This is a genomic window from Sinorhizobium garamanticum (genome assembly GCF_029892065.1).
Classification (GTDB): domain Bacteria; phylum Pseudomonadota; class Alphaproteobacteria; order Rhizobiales; family Rhizobiaceae; genus Sinorhizobium; species Sinorhizobium garamanticum.
This window is the reverse complement of sequence record NZ_CP120373.1, coordinates 3107267-3126666: the sequence shown is the minus strand read 5'-3', so window position 1 is coordinate 3126666 and position 19400 is coordinate 3107267. Positions and strand designations below refer to the sequence as shown.

Sequence of the window (19400 nt, the reverse complement as noted above, 5' to 3'; positions counted from 1 at the left end):
GGGTGGGTATCCTCAAACTGCAATGTTTCTGTGGACACGTCGCCAGGTTGAGAGCGCGCTGCCTCCGCCCGGCACGCAACCTTGTGGCACTTTGAATTTCCGCATGGTTTTGTCCTTAAATCGATTCCGATTCAAGGAACCATGCAGCAGGAGGTCGGGCAATGACGGATGGGTCTCACGCCGAAGTGGCCGCGCGCTGGAACGCGAATGCCGATCAGTGGACGCGCGATGTCCGGGATGGCTACGACGTTTACCGCGACCGCTTCACCTTCCCCGCATTTCAAGAATTCCTGCCGCCGCTCGGTGGCCTTGAAATCATCGATTTCGGCTGTGGTGAGGGCACGAACACGCGGCGGCTCGCACGGATGGGCGCCCGGCTGACAGGCATCGACATTTCCGAACGGCTGATCGATCACGCCCGCCGGGCGGAAGAGGCCGACCCGCTGGGGATCAGCTACAAGGTGTCGTCCTACAGTGCAGATACAGGGTTTCCCGATGCCTCTTTCGATGCCGTCCTTTCCACCATGGCTTTGATGGACGGGCCCGATTTCGAAGGCGCGATGAAGGAGGCCTATCGGCTGCTGCGCCCCGGCGGCTTCATCGCCTTCAGCGTTCTTCATCCCTGCTTCATCACGCCGGGGCTGCATTGGGAGAAGGATCGCGAAGGAGCCACGGTGGCGCTCTGCGTGTCGAACTACTTCGACCGGACCAGCTTCACCGAGCACTGGCGCTTTGGGGATCGCCCGAAAGACGAGGAGGTCGTGCCGTTCGCCGTGCCGCGCTTTCCTCGAACGATCAGCGATTACCTCAACGCGATCGCCGCGGCCGGGTTTCGGATCAGGCGAATTGAAGAGCCGCAGCCATCGCCCGAGGCCTGCGACGCCGTTCCCCGGTTCGCCCGCTGGCGAGACCTCGCCGCCTTCCTGCTGCTGGTGATGGCGGAGCGTCCGGCCTAGGCAAATCCAGCTTCCGTCTGGAATTGCGGAGGGCCCCGTTCCCCTACCCGCCGACAGCGCTCCGCATCCAAAGGGGATGAAGATGCCGATTGCGGTACACAGAGTAACCATTGCTTTTCAATTGAGACCGTATTCTGCGGATAAGTCCGATGCTGCTTTGACGGGCGATTTCCTTGCGAAAAAGAGGGGCGTAGAAGAAGCGCATGCAAAATACATCGCACGCCGTTATGGCGCAGCGCTTCGAGCCTGCGGACAGCCCCGACGATTTCCCGACACCGCCATGGGCAACTCGGGCGCTGGTAGAGCACGTTATTGGAGCGGAAAATGTTCGCTCAATGACATGTCTGGAACCCGCGTGCGGGCGAGGATATATGTCCCGGCCCCTAGCCGAATATTTCCTATCCGTCGATTCCGCTGATGCGTATCCGTATGGTTTTGGTGCAATACGCGATTTCCTGACACACCCTTACGAAGGGCATTCGCACGACTGGGTGATAACAAACCCCCCGTTCCGCCTCGCGGAAGAGTTTGTTGCAAGAGCAATGACAGTCGCTCGTCGTGGAGTGGCAATCTTGGCGAGAACTGTCTTCCTAGAAAGCGTCGGCCGGTACGAAACGATCTTCAAGGAAAAACCCCCAACGGTTTTCGCTCAGTTCTCTGAACGGGTGCCAATGGTTAAAGGGCGCGTCGATCAGAAGGCCTCCACTGCCACCGGCTATGCCTGGTTTGTCTGGCAGAAAGGAGAGGCGCTTCTGCCGCCTCGCCTATCGTGGGTTCCGCCATGTCGGAAATCGCTCGAACGTTCCCGAGATTACCTCTAGGGTGGTTCGGTCCCCAAAAGTGGCACTCCGAAAGCGGCCATTCATGCTTGCCTTCGCAAATGCTCAAACATCATGTGAGCTCTACGAGGGCTGCTCAAAACCAGATCAGAAGATCGTCTTAAGCACCTTTTCTGCCCCGGCCACCAGATCGTCGATTTCCTCTTTCGTAGGTTCGCGCCCCTTTGCATGGTCACAGATATTCCGAATGTCAGCGAGGTGCTGAATGAACCGCCACTGTGGCACCGTGGTTACGTCTGCATCCCTAAGCAATTGGCTCAGGTCCGAAATGCCCGGATTCCTCTTGCGCACGGTCACGTTGTGAACGTCGCAAACGTGCAGAAGGTGTTTTTCGATAACCACCCCGCAAATAGCGCCAGCTGCCCGCAAATACCCAGCCTTCGCCAAGACCCCTGCAGTCTCAATCTCGGTGTCAAACAGATCGGCTTGCAGTACGGCCTTGAGGTCCATCAAAGTGGAATCAAGCGTAGCCTTGGCAGCCTTCACCATGTTAAGCTGTTGAGTGAACTCGGGAATCGCAGCACTACCGTCCGCAACGACGTCCTTCTGCCATCCACGCGTTACATTTAGCCCCTGCAGGTAGTCGCGGATCATGTAATTCTGGAACGTGATGGCCTTCCGCCCCTTGGGGACATCAAAATACGATATGAAGTCAGAAAGTCTGTCGGGCATCACCTGCTTTATCACGGCATGCGCTTTCGAGTACCAAGCTTGATACTCGCTTCTAAAGTTTGGCAGTTTCTTTAGGAGCGACTTCAGTTTCGTTTCATCTCCATTGAATAACTTTAGGTAAACCTCCCTAAACTGGTCCGGCTTGCAATCGTATTCCATCGCCCAGGACAGCATTTGGCCGTCCTCAATGAGCTTATCCAGCTCATCTGAAAACTTCCTGGTTCTTTCAGACATGCGCCCCTCACCGCTCAACTTATGCAAACCCCTGAAAAATCCGCGCCTGCGGTCAACGGCTTTGTGCGGATGCCGCGTGCACAATGCCACACCGCCAAAGGGCGGCTTTTCCGCCCGTCGCGCCGATCAGTGCGGCAACCACGCGGGTCGCCTGCTCAGTCGCATCGAATGACCGGCTTTGTCCGCATTCTGCCCGTAGTAATCGAGAGTGCGAACGACGGCAGTCCACCTCCCAAGCCGAAGTCTGTGGTGGTAGCAAGCTTCTAAGCCTCGTTCTTTGCAAAGTCTGCTAAGCCGTCTTTCAAGAGTTGCAACGCTGTCGCGGTGTCATTGCCTTCCAGTGCCTCCACGGCCTTCATGACCTTGCTTCTAAGACGACGACCCTTCGGCCCCGGAGCACCCTTCGGCGGCAACACGTTGGCCGGTGCAGCGGTCAAGTTACCGTAAGCACCCTGTTCGACTTCAGCGATACGCGCCTGATTTTCACCGTACCATGCAGCGATGTCATGGCGTTTGTCGCCCCTCGCGACCATGCCGAGAATTACTGATGCGTCCTTGGTCGTTAATGCCAAAATTCCAGCCCTCCCTCTTAGGTTGAGCCAGCTTATGCGAGTCGCGTTAAGTTTCAAGCCATGCTGTCTTAACATGCTATCCAAGAACAATTGGGGTTGCGCGTCGGTAGAAGAGAGGGTCGAGATCGCAAAGGTGGCGCGAGTCGTCAATGCATGGAAACTGACTGCGCCGCCCCGGCCTCGAAAGAGGCGGGACGAGGTTACCGCTTACGCGGATTTTCGGCTAAGCGGCCGTTTTTCCACAGCTTTTTTTGATTTACCCTCAGTGTTACCCCGAAGCCGCTTTCGAGCGCCGTCGCCATTGATTTCATCGCTTTTTTCGCGTGTGACCGGCTGGAATCTCCTGTGACGAGCACGGGAATGAGGAGTCAGTGTGCCCCGCCCTCGCCTCTATCATGCACAGGGAACCGATCGAGTATATGCGCGCTCCGTGGGCTCAGGACACGATTCCCTTCACGGCCCAGGCGACCGCCATGTAGGATCGTGGACCATCGACGTCACCGTCGAGGTAAGCAGAACGCACCGCATCGCGCAGACTTGTGCGTGCCTGCTCATCGAGTGTCGCGACATATTCGGCGCCCGGCCCATCCTTGCCGAGGTATGGCGCCCAGTAGTCGTCGAAGGAAGCGAACTCCATGCGTATCGCAAGCTCTGCCGTCTCGACCTCGGCAAGGCCGGCTTGGCGCCAGGCCGATTCCAGTTCGCCCGGCCGGGTCATCGGACGCGTGCAGGCGCGCGCCCGAAGCAATCCAGCGGTGGGATCGAGCGCAGCCGCGGTATCCAGGAATAGGCGACCGGCAACAAAGCCGCCGCGCGCGTCCCATACGGTGGCCGCGACCGTCACTCCCGGCCGCGCGACGCGGCGCATCTCCGCCACGGCCCGATGCGGCTCGGAGACGAAGTGGAGCATCAGGAGCGACAGAACCCGGTCGAACGCCGCGTCGGGGAAAGGCAGAGCGCATGCGTCGCCGACGCGGAAGGAGACGCGCGGATCCGAGTTGCTGCGGGTCGCGTGTTCGATGTAGGGCGGGGCGTAGTCTATCCCGCAGATCGCTTCGAGGTCGGGTCGCTCGGACAATAGAAACGTCAGGCTACCGGTGCCGCAGCCGACGTCCAGCACGCGTTCACCGCTCGAAGCCCCGGCGAATGCCAGAAATGGAACAGCAAGCCGGCGGCTCCAACGCCCCATCTGCAGCTCATAACCGTCACCAGTGCTGGCGTTGAACGTCGATGCACCCGTCATGGCTCTCTCCAGATGGCACTCTCCAGTCGGACCGAAGGCGGACCTTACCACACCGCGAGGCACGCAGGCCATTGGCGCCCTCCACCGGACGCTTGCGACGCTACGGCACCGCCGCAATCGGAGAAGGTGAAGCCGGACCTCCCACCGGCCTGGTGCGCTACTTTTGCGAAGAAAATCATGAAATTGACAATTGCCAGCCGCGCGCCTTATCAGGCGCGCAAGGACGCTGTAGCACTTTGAATTGCTGCATGTCCTTGTCCTTAAATCGAGGTCGATTGAAGGAAACGTGCAGTAGTCTCTAGTGTGCGACCACCTTGCTTCCCGTTTCGCGCCGAAATGCGATGATGGCAAGGATCAATACGCCGCTGGCGCCGAACTCGAGGACCTCTTCCAGGATTCCTGCCTTGTATGACGTTACGAGATCGAGCGTTACGGCACTCGCGAGCATAGCGACCGCCAGCGCCAAGCGGCATTCAAACGCCCTCGCGAGAATTTGACGCAGCATCGCGTGGACCTTTTGTCGATACGTTTGAAGAAGCACAGTCGCGAGGGTCAGGAGAAGCAGCGCCCCAGCTGCCGCCGCAAGGTAGCCGATGGGGCCTGAGTCTCTCAATAGCCGGGAGGCCACGATGACGATGTCGTGGCCGCCGTCGAACTCGCCCCCGCCACGCATTGTCGGCATCTGCAGACGAAGCATGCGGGCGCCGAAACTGATCTCGCTGAGGAACAGTATCGAACACAATCCGCTGGTGCCGACAAGGATGCTCTTCTCAGTTGAGGACAAGGATGCGCGCCTTCGAATGGCCGTTCCCAATGCGAGCAGAGATGCCGTGGCAAAACCCAAGGCGCCTAGACTTTCCACGAGGTTGTCCTCGACCAGCAAGTCAGGCCGGGAAAGACCGATCATGAAGAGCAAGGCGACGCCGGCGGCTACCGAACAGACAAACGCGACATTCTCGCGGCTCATTGCTTCTGCTCCCTGTCATGAAACTGTCACACAACCAGACGGGGAGGAATTTGACGAACGTGCGGCGGGAGAAGACAAGGTGCTTCTTCGGCATCGAGGAAGGCTGAAGGTGTGACCGTTCGGCATCACTCCACGACAAGGAGCGGTTGAGCCTCTTCTCAGAAGGCGTTCACCTTTCGGGGGAGTTAGGCGACCCTAGATCGCGAAAATCAGGACACGGGAATACCCCCCTCTGCCCTGCCGGGCATCTCCCCCACAAGGGGGGAGATCGAGGAGGCATTGCCGTGCACCACCGCCGCGTCCCGCAGCGAGGCTGGCATTATCGAGGCGAGGAAATGGAGAGCCCGCAGCTTGCCAATCTCCCTCCTTGTGGGGGAGATGCCCGGCAGGGCAGAGGGGGGTGCATCTCCCCCGGATGGCTCGGAGAGGCTGCGACGCGCGAACCTCAGCGGTTTCCAAAACGATCCAATCAGATCGGGTATCACTCTAAATGCGTGACGCCAGCCGTCCATAATTTCGTCTTTAGCACGCGCCTAAAGCGCCCAAGAGCCGAGGCTCCGGCGGTCCTTTGCAGCGTTTCGCCCACCGCTCAAGATTTCAGAATACGCCGATGCACGCCATCCAGGCTCTGCGCGAAATGATCGAATACCCTGTGGTCCGTCAGTTCGCGCAAGATCTGCTCGTTGAGGCCGCCGCGCGTTGCGTATTCTTCCGCCAGATGCATGAAGCCCGCATCCGGCGCCGTTTCCGGTGCATGCGCGAGTGCCTTGAACAGGGTGGCGATGTAGTCGCGCGCCCTCGCCTCTCCAACGCCGTGGTCTTTCAGCCATCCATGGATCGTATCGAGGTACTTGAAATAGGTGGCATAGGTCGCGGTCGCGACGCTCAGTGCGTCGAATTCGGCTGAATCCTCGACCTCGATCGCCTTTCCCAGCTTGCCGAACAAGGCGGCCATGCCCGGATCGGGCGGCAAGATGATTGTCGCGCCCTGCCCGTAGGCGATCATGGGCATGGGAAGGGCTTTCGTCACCTTTTCCGCAGGCGCGGTCAAAGCCGCAATTTCCTCACGGGACAGCGTGGCGATCAGGCTGACGACGTGATGGTCCGGCCGGAACCGCAGTTTAGAAAGCACGTCATGCGCAACCTGCGGCCGAACCGCGAGCATGATCGTGTCGCAATTGTCGAGAACCGCCTGATTATCGGCTGCAACATGCACGTCCGGATAGCGGGAAGCCAGCCCAGTGGCGATCTCCGCATTCCGAGGCGACAGGAGAACGGTTACGGAATTATCCGCGAGCGATTTTAGCCCGGTAACAATCGCGGATGCGAGCGCGCCGGTGCCGATGAAGCCGAGTTTCATTGGGTGTCCTTTACCATCGGTTTCTACAGCGCCGCGCGTCCAATCGGACGCGCAAAGGTCGCTGTAGCACTTTCAATTACTGCATGATTTTGTGCTTAAATCGAATCCGATTTAAGGGATCATGCAGTAGTCGTCGGTCGACAAAAGCAGCAGTCGCATCGTCGGCAAGACCACTGCATCCTCCTTAGATCCTACAGCGCCGCACGTCCAATCGGACGCCACAGTACACGACGATAGCCAGCTTCTGCCTCGTTGGCTGCGGTGCGGTAACGCATCTCCTTCTACCCTCATTCCTGTGCTCGTCACAGGAATCCAGCGCGCCCAAGTCCTTGGGTGCAAGAGACTCTGGCCCGCTTGCTTGCAAGCCTCAGCTTCAACTGAACAGCAAGTCATTCACGGCGCCGACGCGCCGTGGCTGGATCCCTGTGACAGGCACAGGGATGAGGTGCATGGGGGCTGCTGTGCGCGATAGGTCGACTGACTTGACGAGGATGGCCGTACACAACCAGGCATATTCGGCCGACGCAATCCGAGCCGGCATTTCCGCAACCGGTGCTGTTACGCCGCGAACCCTTTCGCTTGCGAGAGGAGCGGCATGCTGACAACAGCTCTTGGCGCGAGATCCGCAAGGTCTATATAACGTGGGCCGCAGAGGCGGCCGACCTACAGCGCCGCGCGTCTGATAAGACGCGCAAAGGACGCTGTAGCACTTTGAATTGCGGCAACAGGCTATGGAATGAACGACGAATTGCAAGGTCGAGCTGCGCAACCCGCAGCGATCCGCGAACGCGCGGAAGCGGAAATGAAAGCACTCGGGATCGATGACGCGTTCATCGGTCGGCTGGTCGACACGTTTTATGGCCGGGTGCGCGCGCATCCGGAGCTCGGGCCCGTGTTCGACGCAAGGCTTTCGGGGCGCTGGCCGGAGCACATGGAGAAGATGAAGAGCTTCTGGTCCGTAGTTGCCTTCCGCAGCGGCGCCTATGGCGGAAAGCCAGTCCAGGCGCATCTGGGCATCGCCAACATGTCACCGGAGCTTTTCCCGAAATGGCTGGCTCTCTTTGCCGCGACGCTTGACGACATTGCGCCTGATAATGACGCGAAGGCCTGGTTCATGGCCACGGCAGAGCGCATCGCGCGAAGCCTGACGCTCTCGCTCTTCTACAATCCGGCGCTCGACGACCCCGCACTCAAGCGTTCCTGAAAATGGTACTCTTGCCGACGACGAATGCCTTCCTTCCGGCACTCAGCTGACGTCTGATTCTCGCTGGTTGCGGTCGTTGCGTGACTCCCTGCAGTGCGACATCGCAATGTCGGATTCGGAAACATCGCTCCATTTGGAAGTTGCGACAAAGTCGTTGCAGCAGAGCAAGTGTTCAGGTGCTCAATTTACTACCTCCGCAGCTCTCAAGGACCGCTTGGGCGTCCTGAAGATCGAGCGTCCCGTGGCCCTTCGAGAAACAGCCGAGGAGCGGCGCGAGCAGCTCGCAAACCTGCGCTCTAAGACCCTGAGCCCGCCAAAACCGTGCCAAACTCACCGCCGAGCGCAGTTCCAACATTTTGGCATCCTGCATGCGGGCGACGTCAAGGGCACGGCGGAAGCACGCCTCGACTTCGGCTGGATCGCGCTCCGAGAGCGATGAAATGAGCTCGCCCTTGAGCCGATGCAGCTCCGCCTCGCACCAGCGGTTGCTGGTGCGCGCGACAATGGTAAGCGCCTCGTCAATCAAGGTATTGCCGTCAGCAAAACGATCGGCCTTACCATACGCGTTCGCGAGTAAGCCCATCGCCCAAGGCGCGGTCATTCCTGACCCGATCGCCTGCATGCCAGCTATCCCCTCTCGCAACTGCTCGATGCCTGTCGTGACTTGGCCCCGTTCGGCCAACGCCCACCCCTGCAGGAAGACCCCTTGGGTGTGCCAGAACGGAAATTCGTGTTCGACCGCGAACGCTGACGCCAAATCCGCCGCCTCTTGCGCCTTCGCGACGTCCCGTCGATGAACGTGCAGAATCGCCGCCCAAGTCAGTACGTAGGCGCGGCTGAACAAATGTCCGAGCTTCGCAGTTATGGCGAGCGCCTCGTCCATCAGCTCCAGCGCCCGGTCGTCGTAGCCGAGATACCACAGCGCCATGCCGCCGCGGCACAGGCAGATCGGTCCTCCATCCTGTCCGTAAAGCGCCAGATGCGCCCGGTGCTGCGCGATGTCGTACTGGTTGATCCCGCGTTCGAAGTGCTGCCATGCAGAGGCGAATTCGCCAAGCCAGGAGCAGGTGATGCCGAGCGCGTAGGACGCTTCCACCATGAGCACGGGATCCGAGGTTTGCTGCGCCAACACCAAGAGCCGTTCGCCGAGAGCCCGCGCCGCGGAAAGCTCAGACCGCACTGCGTGGTGGATGGTGAGGCCGAGAATCACTGGGAACAGCTTTGGCGTATCTTGGACCCGCTCCGCCAGGTTGCGAGCACGGTTGTAGACGCGCTGGACCTCCAGGTGGCCATAGCCCTTCGCAGCGGTAAGCACTCGCCCCAGGGTGGTCAACAATGTCAGCTCATGCTCGATGCGCTCCGGGTTCTCGGGCATCTGAGCGAGCAGATCGAGGGCCTTGGCCAAATGGCCGGCGGCCTCGGCATTCGCCGCCCGCTCATTGGCGTGCTCGCCGGCACGGTGCCAGAACTCGACTGCTTGCGGCAGCTGTCCGGCCTCCGTCAGATGATGCGCCAAGAGTTCCGGCTGGGCGGCCACGACATGTGGGGCTCGCTCTTCGAAGACCTGGGCAATACGACGATGGAGTTCACGGCGACAGCTCTTGAGGAGGGACTGATATGCCATATCGCGGACGAGCGCGTGCTTGAAGCTGTAGATCGCCTTAGGGGGACTTCCGCGGCGAAAAACGAGCTCGGTACCGACCAGTTGATCGAGCCCCCGCTGCAGCTCTGGCTCATCGAGCACTGCCAACGCCGCAATCAACTCATAGGAGAACTCGCGCCCGATGCAGGCACCGATCTGGGCCACAGTCTTAGCCCTGCCGAGGCGGTCGAGACGGGCCATCAAGGAGTCGTATAGCGTTGCCGGGATCGCCAGCGGCGGTATATGTGCAGCCAATCCAAACTGATCGCCGGCCACTTCCAGGAGACCAGATTCGAGCATGGTTTTGGTCAACTCCTCAAGGTACAGCGGTACGCCATCGGTATTGGCCAGGACGTAATCGAGCACCCCGACAGGCAGTGGCTTTCCACCGGTCAGCTGCCCGACCAGCGATTGAGCTTGCGTCCGGTCGAGACGATTCAGGACCACCTTTGTCACGTGCGGATAACTGCGCCAAGGCGGCACGAACTCGGGCCTGTAGGTAATGACCAGCAACACCGAGAGCTGTCGGATGCGGTCCACGAATAAGCCGAACAGCTCAAGGCTGCTTGCGTCCAGCCAGTGCGCGTCCTCAAGTACGATGAGCACCGGCTGCTTTGCAGACAGTCTGGCAAGCTGAGCGATGAATACTTCGAAGGTCCGATTCTTGCGCTGCTGGGGCGCAAGATTCAGAATTGGGCAGCGGCCGGTGTTTGGGATTCCGAGAAGCTCTGCCAGCAATGGGATCGCTTCGCTCACGTCACCCATCTGTTCGGCGAGTAGTGCTTGGAGCTTGGCGAGCTTGACGGCCGATGAATCATCGCGTTCAAATCCCGCTTCCTGTTCGAGCTGGGCAATTACCGGACGAAGCGCGCTGTTGACGTGGTAGGGTGAGGCGAAGTAGCGACGCAACAGATGTGGTTCTCGAAAGACGCGCTCGCGAAGTGCTAAGGCAAGACGCGACTTGCCGATTCCGGCCTCGCCCTCGAGCAGGACGACCTGACCTTCGGTGGCCTTGGCCAGAGTCCAACGATCGACCAACAGTGCGAGTTCCTGATCACGGCCGACCAGCGGTAGTACGTCGGTCGCGTGACCGGCCTCGAAGCGATCCTCGCTCTGCACTTCGCCGAGTACCCGAAAGGTCTCAGCCGCCTCAGCAAACCCCTTGATCGGTCGCACCCCGAGGCTCTCGAGCTTGAACTGGCCCCGCAGCAGCACGCGCGTCGCTTCGGCAATAACGACTGTGCCGGGCTCGGCGAGCGCCTGCAGGCGGGCCGCTAGGTTCGGCGTCTCACCTACTACGCTACGTTCCTCGGCCTCACCGGTGCCAATGATGTCGCCCACCACGACCAGGCCAGTGGCGATTCCGATCCGAACAGCCAAGCGTTCGCCTGCCGCATCCAGCCGGTCGACCGCCTCGACGACCGCGAGGGCGGCCCTCACGGCCCGCTCGGCATCCTCCTCGTGAGCCTGCGGATAGCCGAAGTATACGAGGACGCCGTCGCCCATATACTTGGCAACGAAGCCGTCGTACCGGCCGACGATCTCGGTGGTGCAAGCACGGTACGCGACGATCGACTGCCGCAGGTCTTCTGGATCGAGGCGTGTGGAGAGTGCTGTCGATCCAACGAGATCGCAGAACATTACCGTAAGCTGTCTCCGTTCCGCCTCGCTGTGGATTGGGGAAACAGGGGGATGCGGTGTCGCCGCCGGAGACGGCGACTGCTGAGCCACGGTCGCGGCTGCCCTGAGAAACCGCCTGCGGTCACCAAGGGACAGTCCGAGCTCCTTCAGATCGGCATCGGTGAGATCGTCGATAACATCGAGATCGATGCCGTTCTTCAAGAAGGTTTCGCGATACCGCTCAAGCCTAATGCTGGCGAGCCAGTCTCCGATGTCGGGCATGACCTAACATCCATTTGACATGGTCGAATACGGCTTGTTGTGATGCGCTCTCCACAGGTCCAGGATATACAGCTTACCCCTGTTACCCGCTCAGTCCTCGTCAATTCAGTCGCACGAGCAGCACGCGGCCCGACCACCACCGCGGTTCATCAGGGCTCGTTCGGCTTCACGATTTTCCCCGTGAAACTAAATTCCCGGAGCCGGATTGAAAGCATCGGCAATGCTCACCATACCCGCCGACTAATGCCCCAGTCGCCTAATCTGATTGCGCTTACACTTTAGTGTAAGAACGTGGCCGTTTCAGTTACCTTGGGCACTTTATTACGAGAATTTAGTTGCCATTGTTCGCTCAACTCGCCCTCGATGCCCCAACAGAGGTGACGCTAAAGTCCACATCCCGCAGCTTAAGGCTGTCTATCAGCTAGACATCCTCCATGGACCGACTTGCACCGTTGCGAGCTTCGGCCCAAACGACCGGAATGGGTCGAAACGGGCCGTGCGCCGCCGGCCTGCCAATGACGGCTCCTGGCGGATTCCGGACGACTGTATGTTTCCTTAAATCGTAGCCGATTAGGGAAAAAACATGCCGCGCTTCGCTGCGCGCTCAGTTAAACGGCGAATTGCAGGCGCGGCGCGGGCCCTCGTGGGGCTGGAAGGTATTGTCGGTCGACCGGTAGGAGATGTAGCGCTCGCGGCACCAGCGCGCATGGGCATTGGCGTCGTAGCGGATCAGCTGCTGCTGGCGGCGCACGCGTCCGGGGTCGAGCGCTGGCGGCTTCGGCCCGCCGACGATCGCGCCCGGGCCGATGCCGATGTCGTAACGCTGGCCGCGATAGCGCGCGGCGGCGCCGGAGTTCGGATAGCGGTTGACCTGGAAATCCCGGTATTCCCGCTCGATGAAGAGATCGTGGCGGGACATGCCCCGATAGCCGCTGCCGTAGTTGGTGCCATAGTTTCCCCTGAGCGGCACGCCCGTGCAGACGCCGATGCACGGCGTCTGGGCCATAACCGGCGGCACGGCCGAAACGGCGGTCAGGAGCGCAAGTGCGATGGTCGCTGCAATCTTCACGGGCTTCATTCACCTTTCCCTTCTTTGATGAAGGAACGATTTCACGGCAGGATTGATCCCTCCGCCATAATACACCATGGGGCGATAAAAGATCGCGCGTTTCCGCAAGCCTCTCCTCCACCCTCATTCCTATGCTTGTCACAGGAATCCAGCCAGCCCTACAGCGCCGCGCGTCTTATCAGACGCGCTAAGGACGCTGTAGCACTTTGGATTGCTGCATGTTTTTATCCTTAATCCGCCAGGATTTAAGGAAACATGCAGCGGTCCTTGGGCTGAAAGACACTTCCGCACCGCAGAATTCAAGGAAGACCGCCCCCGCGCGCTCGTATTGAACGCGCGGCACCCTCAGCACGTGGGGCGCGCCCTATCCGCCGTCAATAGTAGGGCGAGATGCACAGCTGGCGCGGACCGTAATAGGGCTGGAACGTGTTGTCGTAAGCCCGATAGGACCGGTAGCGCGCATAGCACCAGTTTGTGTGCGCGTTGCCGCCATAATAGGTCTGGCGGGAATAACGCGGCGCGTAGTAGCGCGGGCGGTAAGGCGGCGGGGCATAGTAGTTGTCGTAGTAGGTCGGGCCGTAGTATCTCGGCTGTGCCAGCAGGCCGCCGAGGATTGCGCCGGCCGCCAATCCGCCGAGTGCCCAGCCGAGCTCATCGTCGTCATCGTCGCGGTGTCTATGGCCGCGGTAGTGGCGATAGCCGCCCCTGTACCCACGGTTGTAGCCGCCGCGGTAACGCCTGTACTGCACCGGTTGCGCCTCCGGCACCTCGATCTTTGGCGCGACAACGGTGGGAAACGCCATGGCCGGCGGAACGCTCGTCAGCGCCGTCGCCAGCGACAAGGCAATGATAGCTAGCCTCTTCATTGGCTTCACCTTTTCCTCCACAGCGCCGCGCGTCAAACGTGGCGCGCAAACGACGCTGCAGAACTCTGCTGCATATCTTTGTCCTTAATCGGTTTCGATTCAAGGAATTACGCAAGCAGCAGCAAAGCATGCCTTTCAAATGATGGCCGAATCGCGGTGCCGCGAGACCCGCCGCGAAATAATCGCGATTTCCTGCTCGCGAGACGGCGGTTCACACGGGTGTAGCCACACGCAGTGATAGAAGCGGCCACGCTGTTTTCGAAGAACGTAGAATGCGGCAAACAAGTTGCGCCGGCACTACTGCGCCGCGCGTCTTTTCAGACCACAGCACACGACAATGGTGTACTGCCGCCTCGTCGGTTGTGGTAGGGCAAGACATCTCTCCGCCCCTCATTCCTGTGCTTGTCACAGGAATCTAGCCAGCCCAAGTCCTACAGCGTCGCGCGTCTTATCAGACGCGCAAAGGACGCTGTAGCACTTTGAATTGCTGCATGTTTTTATCCTTAAATCCGCTACGATTTAAGGAAACATGCAGTAGTCCTTGGGCTGAAAGACCTTCTGCGCCGCAGAAATTCAAAGGAGAAGCATCCCCGCGCGTTCGCTTGAACGCGCGGCACCTTCAACACGCGGGTTGCCCGCAGCCACCCTCAATAGTAAGGCGAGACGCACACCCGGCGCGGGCCGTAATAGGGCTGGAACGTGTTGTCGTAAGCCCGATAGGACCGGTAGCGCGCATAGCACCAGTTCGTGTGCGCATTGCCGCCATAATAGGTCTGGCGGTAGTAACGCGGCGCGTAGTAACGCGGTGCGTAGTAGCGCGGGGCGTAGTAGCGCGGGGCGTAAGCGTAGTAGCGCGGGCGGTAAGGCGGGGCGTAGTAGCCGCCATCGTAATAGCCGCTATCGTAATAGCCGCTATCGTAGTAGCCTGGGCCGTAATATCTCGGCTGCGCCAGCGCGCCGCCGAGGAGCGCTCCGGCAGCAAGCCCGCCGAGCGCCCAGGCCCATTCGTCGTCGTCATTGACCGGCTGTACCTCCGGCACCTCGACCTTCGGGATCGTAGGAGCGGCAATGGTGGGAAACGCCATGGCCGGCGGAACGCCCGTCAGAGCCGTCGCCAGCGACAAGGCAATAATAGCTAGCCTCTTCATTGGCTTCACCTTTTCCTCCGCAGCGCCGCGCGCCAAACGTGACGCGCAAACGACGCTGCAGAACTCTAAGTCTGCCTCACATTTTTGTCCTTAATCGGTTTCGATTCAAGCAATTACGCAAACAGCCGGAAAGCATTTCTTTCGAATGATGGCCGCATCGCGGTGCCCCCACACCCGCCGCGAAAAAATCACGATTTCCTGCTCGCGAGACGGCCGCTCCGGCCTTGTGGCTACACGCGCTGATAGAAGCGGCCACCCTGTACTCGGGGCTCCGTCGGAATAGACAAGCAGTAAGCAGTGTTCGGCGGTTGATGCTGTTTTGGCGCACCCGCCCCTCATCCGGCCTGCCGGCCACCTTCTCCCCGCACGCGGGGCGAAGGAGACTCGCGGCGACCACCTAAGTCCCCTCTCCCCGCCTGCGGGGAGAGGGTTAGGGTGAGGGGCAAAGCGCCGATGCCAGGTGAGGGGCAAAGCGTCGGCTCCGTATAACCGTCGAACGACGTTCTCCGAGACGGTGAGTTCCCTCATTCCCGTGACGAGCACAGGAATGACGATGGGGAAAGCCCTTGCCGTACTGCGGACCGGCGAGGCAGAAGCTGGCTACTGTCGTGTACTGTGATCAGACGGCAAAGCACTCTGTAGCACTTTGAATTGCTGCAGTTTACTCTTGAATCGACTAGAGAAACATGCGGTAGGAAATCTGCGATGACCGGCTGGGGCGCTCTATGACGACGTTTGGGATCCTGAAGAAAACACTCCTGGCGGCGGCGCTCGTCATCGCCGGCGCCGGCGCCTATACGTTTGCGGCAAAGGACGGTGGCTCCGGCACACCGCCCGAAATGGCGGCGCCCGACAAGCTGGCCAAGGAAGTGGTGGTCGACAAGTCCGAGCGCTTGCTGAAGCTCCTGCGCGACGGCACGGTGCTTGGCGAATATAGCGTCTCGCTCGGCGGCAACCCGCTCGGCCACAAGGAGCGCGAGGGCGACCGGCGCACGCCGGAAGGCGACTATCTGATCGACTGGCGCAACCCGAACTCCTCTTTCCACCTCAGCCTCCACATCTCCTACCCCGACGCCGCCGACCAGGCGCGCGCCGCGGCCGCCGGCGAAAGCCCCGGCGGCGACATCATGATCCACGGCCTGCCGAACGGCTGGGGCTTCCTCGGCTCGCTCCACCGCCTCCTCGACTGGACCAACGGCTGCATCGCCGTCACCGACGAGGAAATGCGCGAAATCTGGTCGCTGGTCCCCGACGGCACGCCGATCCGCATCGAGGCGTGAGCGGACGGCGCGCCCTCTCCGCCTGACGCCGCGGCCACGCTTTCGCCCTCGCCCGGCAGCGCCCGCACCAGCCATCGGGAACGCTCTTGCCGCTGCAGCGTTATTGTCTCAACCGCAGCGTTCGTGCCCGCATGTTTCCTTAAGCCGGGACCGGTTTAGGCAATATGTGGGCGGTGGTCTTTGCGCGTCTGAAACGACGCTCGGACACCGGAGAGAGGGCGCATGCTGCACGGCGTCCGTGCTGTGGCCGGATGCTGAACGGACACAGGAGCAATGCCATGAGAGTTTCCGTGAAAACACTCGTCCTCACATCCGCCCTTGTCGGCGCAGCCGCACCGGCCTTTGCCGATATGTACTATGTCGATCGCACGCCGACCGGCAGTATCTACTACGCCGATCCGACGCCTGATGTCGTCTACGTCGATCCGACACCGGACGTCGTCGTAGTCGATCCGGCACCGACCGGCAGCATCGTTTACCAGCGGCGGATACCGCCGGCGAACCTGGGTGCGGCCCGCGATCGCTACACCAACGAATACCAGGGCAGCCACCAGGGCGACTACTACCTCGGTGTCACACCCCCGCCAACAGCTCCCTGAGGCTGTAGCGGTCCAGTGAGGCGAGCGTGACGCTCCTGCTGGGACGGTTTGTCACCGGCCCGCAATCGCCCGCCTCCCCGATGCGATTTCATAGCGGGAGGCCGAACCTGTGGCCTTGCTGATTTCGATCTGAAGCTTTTTCCGCAAGGCCACCGCGTAGTCGTCTACGGTTGAGGGTTCAAGCGCGAACGAGCCGCTGCCTCCGATGACATTGTCGGTGAAATAGCCGAGCAGATGGTAGGCAACGCCACCTCTCACCTGTGGTATGGCGATCGCGTTGATGATGTAGCCGCTTCTCAGCGCATCGAGCCGGCTCGCTGCAATAGGCGGCCCATCGTTGTTGGTTCCGCTGGCGGAGATGTCGATGACCTTGGCGAGCGCGTGGCCCTTGTAGGCATCGAGAAGCGCGCTGCCGGCGGCGATCGCCGAAGATATCGATGTCGCGCAATAGCCCTTTGCGCAGCCGTCGCCATCGGCTCCATCCCTCCGGATCGCCTCGGCCGCGGTCAACCCATCGGCGCGATTGCATATCACCGTCCACGGCAACACCGACCGTGCGTCTCCCGGGCTCGACCATTCCATGTAGGCAATGGCGATGCAGCCGTTCAATCCGGTGGAAATGGCCGCGATCACCCTCGGCTCGGAAAGCGCGAGCGCATGCCCCTCGCGCTGCAGCCTGGCGGTGGACCGATCGATAGAGGCCGAGACGTCGACGGCAAACACGATTGCCGCATCCACGTCGGCGGCAAGCACAGGGCCGCGAGACGTCGCAAGCAGCAGCAACAGCAAAACAACCGCCCGCATGGGTGTCTCCCCCGGGCCTGAGGTGGAATATCTTACGCCTGCCGGCCACAGCCGCCAAGCGCGCCGCCGGTGGATGCACGCCGCGGCGGCGAGAAGTGGCGCCACCCAAGCGAAGGCTGGGCGAAGGCGACGTCTACCGCAAACAGCGCAAACCTAAAGGCGCGCCTCTCACGATTTCCTTGCAATGCATTCGCATCGGCACCGCAAGTAGACCGCATCCGGGTCGCTGCCCCACATCTCCCAAGCGGTGACCGCCGTCTCTATCTCCTGTCGATCGGCGAGACCGCGTTGAACAAGACCTTCGCAGAGGCCTTCGAGACTTCTTTTGGCGTCGTGGACGGTTTCCTGTCGCGTCAGTGCATCCGCGCTGTGGTTGACGTAGCTCGCACCGCTCCAGATGGGCTCGAAGCCATGAGATCGCAGGACAGCCCCCTGGCGTCGCCCAAAATAGACTGCGTCGGCCGATGAATGCTCGTACCAGCGCTGCCACAAGTCTAGGGAAAGCTGGATGCCGGAGGTCTCCGGGTAAATCACATTGCCGCCGACATCAGCGTCGCGCGTCGCAAGCAGGCCACCCGGCTTCAGGACCCGCGATGCTTCCGCCAGCGTTCTCTCAAGTTTTGGGCCATCCAGGTGATAGAGGACCGCATGGAAGAAGACCGCGTCAAAGCGCCCGTCCTCGAACGGCAATGCAGTCATATCGCCTTCCAGAAAGCTCAGATTGGCATGGCCGGCCGTCGCGATCATCCGTTTGGCGGCGGCAATGGCTTTCGGCTCCAGGTCAAGGCCGGTAACAGTTCGCACGACATTGGCGAAACCGGCCGTGATCGCGCCAGGCCCGCAGCCTATGTCGAGCAGGTCCATATCGCGCGTGAGAAACGGCACGAAGAACGCGATGGAATCGCCTCCGCGTTTTCTTTGAAAGTCGACAATAGCGGAGTTGTATCGCATTTCCGGTCCGGCCATGGTTGCGCCCCTGAGATGTCGTTTGCAAAAGGCGTGCAAGGAATCAAAGCGGCAGCGCCGAAATCGGCATATCGACATTTCGTGACAGGCGATCGACGGTCGATCGCAGGGAAATCACTCGCCGTGCAACGCTTGCCCGACGCATCGGGCGGCAGGGTGCCATTTCAGCGCCACGCGTGTCATCCTCAGCCCCTCTCCCCCGTCATCCTCGGGCTTGACCCGAGGATCCAGACACAGCAATGCCTCGCGAGCCAGACATGGCCGCTCGATTGTGGATCCTCGGGTCAAGCCCGAGGAGGACGGAACGAGTCAGCCGCGGATGACGGAGCCTCCCGGCAAAGAACGATTCGATCGACGCGGGGCCGTAGTGAAATGAGGGAAGGGCCGGACCCTTCGCGCTTCTAGGATAATATTCCTATCCGCGCTCAAACGAACGATCCCCCTCCCCACATTCGCGCAAGCCCTTGTCGAAAAGGAGCGCATTCAGCCCGCGTTTCAGCCATGCGAGTTGCGGTTCCGGCATCAGCCGCAGGCCCTCGTAGTCCATGACGCAGACGTTGAAGACCGTGGTTTTCACCTGCCGCCCTTCCGCGCATCCGGAAAGCACGCCGTCGAGCCGCATCATGCGGTCGGCGGCTTTGCGCGCGATGCGGGCGCGCTCCTCGGTCGTCTCGCCGGGGTGCCCGGCGACGCGGTCGAGCGCCTGGGCGCGTGCGCTCGGATAGGGAATGCCGTTCAGGTGATAGTAGCGCGCCATCGCCACGGCATAGTCGTCGCCGGCCTCGCGCTGCTCGGCGGTGATGCGGCCGTCGAGGAACAGGCGGCCGAGCGTGTAGCCGGCAAAGGCGCTCGTCGTGTCCAGCCCGTGCATGCGCTTGCGCGCCGCGAGCGCCACCGCCGTCGCTTGCCTCTCGCTCTCCTGTCTCGACCATTCCGGCCGGATCTTGCCGCAGGCGAAGCGCGCGGCATTCACCTTGCGCGGGCGTCCAAGCTGGGCCTTGCGCTTTGCACGCAGTTTCTGGGCTTTGCTCGTCATTTTCGGGGTCCTTTCAAAGCGGGGTAGGAAAAATGTGAAGC

Annotated in this window: 17 protein-coding genes; 5 read left to right on the top strand and 12 right to left on the bottom strand. The window is 60.9% G+C overall.

The genetic code is table 11. The features are described 5' to 3' along the window. The first annotated feature begins 161 nt into the window (after nt 1–161). The gene (locus PZN02_RS14625; protein WP_425336247.1) at nt 162–956 is read left to right on the top strand and encodes a class I SAM-dependent methyltransferase; all 795 of its coding nucleotides are present in this window, start codon (nt 162–164) and stop codon (nt 954–956) included. 203 nt (nt 957–1159) lie between these two features. Further along, complete coding sequence (locus tag PZN02_RS14620) at nt 1160–1777, top strand: SAM-dependent methyltransferase (protein ID WP_280658690.1); 618 nt, start codon at nt 1160–1162, stop codon at nt 1775–1777. Nucleotides 1778–1882: 105 nt separating this feature from the next. Here the strand turns inward: PZN02_RS14620 and PZN02_RS14615 are convergent, their stop codons facing one another. From PZN02_RS14615 to PZN02_RS14595, 5 genes are all read right to left on the bottom strand, one after another. Next, complete coding sequence (locus PZN02_RS14615) at nt 1883–2701, bottom strand: hypothetical protein (RefSeq protein ID WP_280658689.1); 819 nt, start codon at nt 2699–2701, stop codon at nt 1883–1885. A 263-nt stretch (nt 2702–2964) separates the two neighbouring features. Further along, entirely contained in the window at nt 2965–3273 is a 309-nt protein-coding gene (locus tag PZN02_RS14610) for a hypothetical protein (protein WP_280658688.1), read from the bottom strand. Between the two features lie 436 nt (nt 3274–3709). Beyond that, nucleotides 3710–4516, bottom strand: coding sequence for a class I SAM-dependent methyltransferase (locus tag PZN02_RS14605; RefSeq protein ID WP_280658687.1), 807 nt, complete (start codon nt 4514–4516; stop codon nt 3710–3712). Between the two features lie 298 nt (nt 4517–4814). After that, nucleotides 4815–5483, bottom strand: a complete 669-nt coding sequence (locus PZN02_RS14600; protein WP_280658686.1) for a hypothetical protein — start codon at nt 5481–5483, stop codon at nt 4815–4817. A gap of 589 nt (nt 5484–6072) precedes the next feature. Continuing rightward, nucleotides 6073–6843, bottom strand: coding sequence for a pyrroline-5-carboxylate reductase (locus PZN02_RS14595; RefSeq protein WP_280658685.1), 771 nt, complete (start codon nt 6841–6843; stop codon nt 6073–6075). Nucleotides 6844–7579: 736 nt separating this feature from the next. On the opposite strand from PZN02_RS14595, the gene PZN02_RS14590 reads away from it, so the two are divergent. Beyond that, the gene (locus tag PZN02_RS14590) at nt 7580–8047 is read left to right on the top strand and encodes a group III truncated hemoglobin (protein ID WP_280658684.1); all 468 of its coding nucleotides are present in this window, start codon (nt 7580–7582) and stop codon (nt 8045–8047) included. 172 nt (nt 8048–8219) lie between these two features. On the opposite strand, the gene PZN02_RS14585 is transcribed toward PZN02_RS14590, so the two are convergent. From PZN02_RS14585 to PZN02_RS14570, 4 genes are all read right to left on the bottom strand, one after another. Further along, nucleotides 8220–11591: an AAA family ATPase gene (locus PZN02_RS14585; RefSeq protein ID WP_280658683.1), complete on the bottom strand. Its 3372-nt coding sequence runs from the start codon at nt 11589–11591 to the stop codon at nt 8220–8222. Nucleotides 11592–12195: 604 nt separating this feature from the next. Next, complete coding sequence (locus PZN02_RS14580) at nt 12196–12669, bottom strand: BA14K family protein (RefSeq protein ID WP_280658682.1); 474 nt, start codon at nt 12667–12669, stop codon at nt 12196–12198. A gap of 365 nt (nt 12670–13034) precedes the next feature. Further along, the gene (locus tag PZN02_RS14575) at nt 13035–13526 is read right to left on the bottom strand and encodes a BA14K family protein (protein ID WP_280658681.1); all 492 of its coding nucleotides are present in this window, start codon (nt 13524–13526) and stop codon (nt 13035–13037) included. Between the two features lie 647 nt (nt 13527–14173). Next, on the bottom strand, nt 14174–14674 hold the full coding sequence (locus tag PZN02_RS14570) for a BA14K family protein (protein WP_280658680.1): 501 nt from the start codon (nt 14672–14674) through the stop codon (nt 14174–14176). Nucleotides 14675–15399: 725 nt separating this feature from the next. Between PZN02_RS14570 and PZN02_RS14565 the strand changes: the two genes are divergently transcribed. Next, a complete protein-coding gene (locus PZN02_RS14565) occupies nt 15400–15954 on the top strand; it encodes a L,D-transpeptidase family protein (RefSeq protein ID WP_280658679.1) in 555 nt (184 codons plus the stop codon). A 278-nt stretch (nt 15955–16232) separates the two neighbouring features. Next, complete coding sequence (locus tag PZN02_RS14560; RefSeq protein WP_280658678.1) at nt 16233–16553, top strand: hypothetical protein; 321 nt, start codon at nt 16233–16235, stop codon at nt 16551–16553. Between the two features lie 51 nt (nt 16554–16604). On the opposite strand, the gene PZN02_RS14555 is transcribed toward PZN02_RS14560, so the two are convergent. The 3 genes from PZN02_RS14555 to PZN02_RS14545 form a co-directional block, all read right to left on the bottom strand. Continuing rightward, the gene (locus tag PZN02_RS14555) at nt 16605–17357 is read right to left on the bottom strand and encodes a DUF1194 domain-containing protein (RefSeq protein ID WP_280658677.1); all 753 of its coding nucleotides are present in this window, start codon (nt 17355–17357) and stop codon (nt 16605–16607) included. A 168-nt stretch (nt 17358–17525) separates the two neighbouring features. Continuing rightward, nucleotides 17526–18323 (bottom strand): class I SAM-dependent methyltransferase, encoded by a 798-nt coding sequence (locus PZN02_RS14550; protein ID WP_280658676.1) that lies wholly within the window; start codon nt 18321–18323, stop codon nt 17526–17528. Between the two features lie 415 nt (nt 18324–18738). After that, nucleotides 18739–19359, bottom strand: a complete 621-nt coding sequence (locus PZN02_RS14545) for a hypothetical protein (protein WP_280658675.1) — start codon at nt 19357–19359, stop codon at nt 18739–18741. Between the last annotated feature and the right edge of the window lie 41 nt (nt 19360–19400).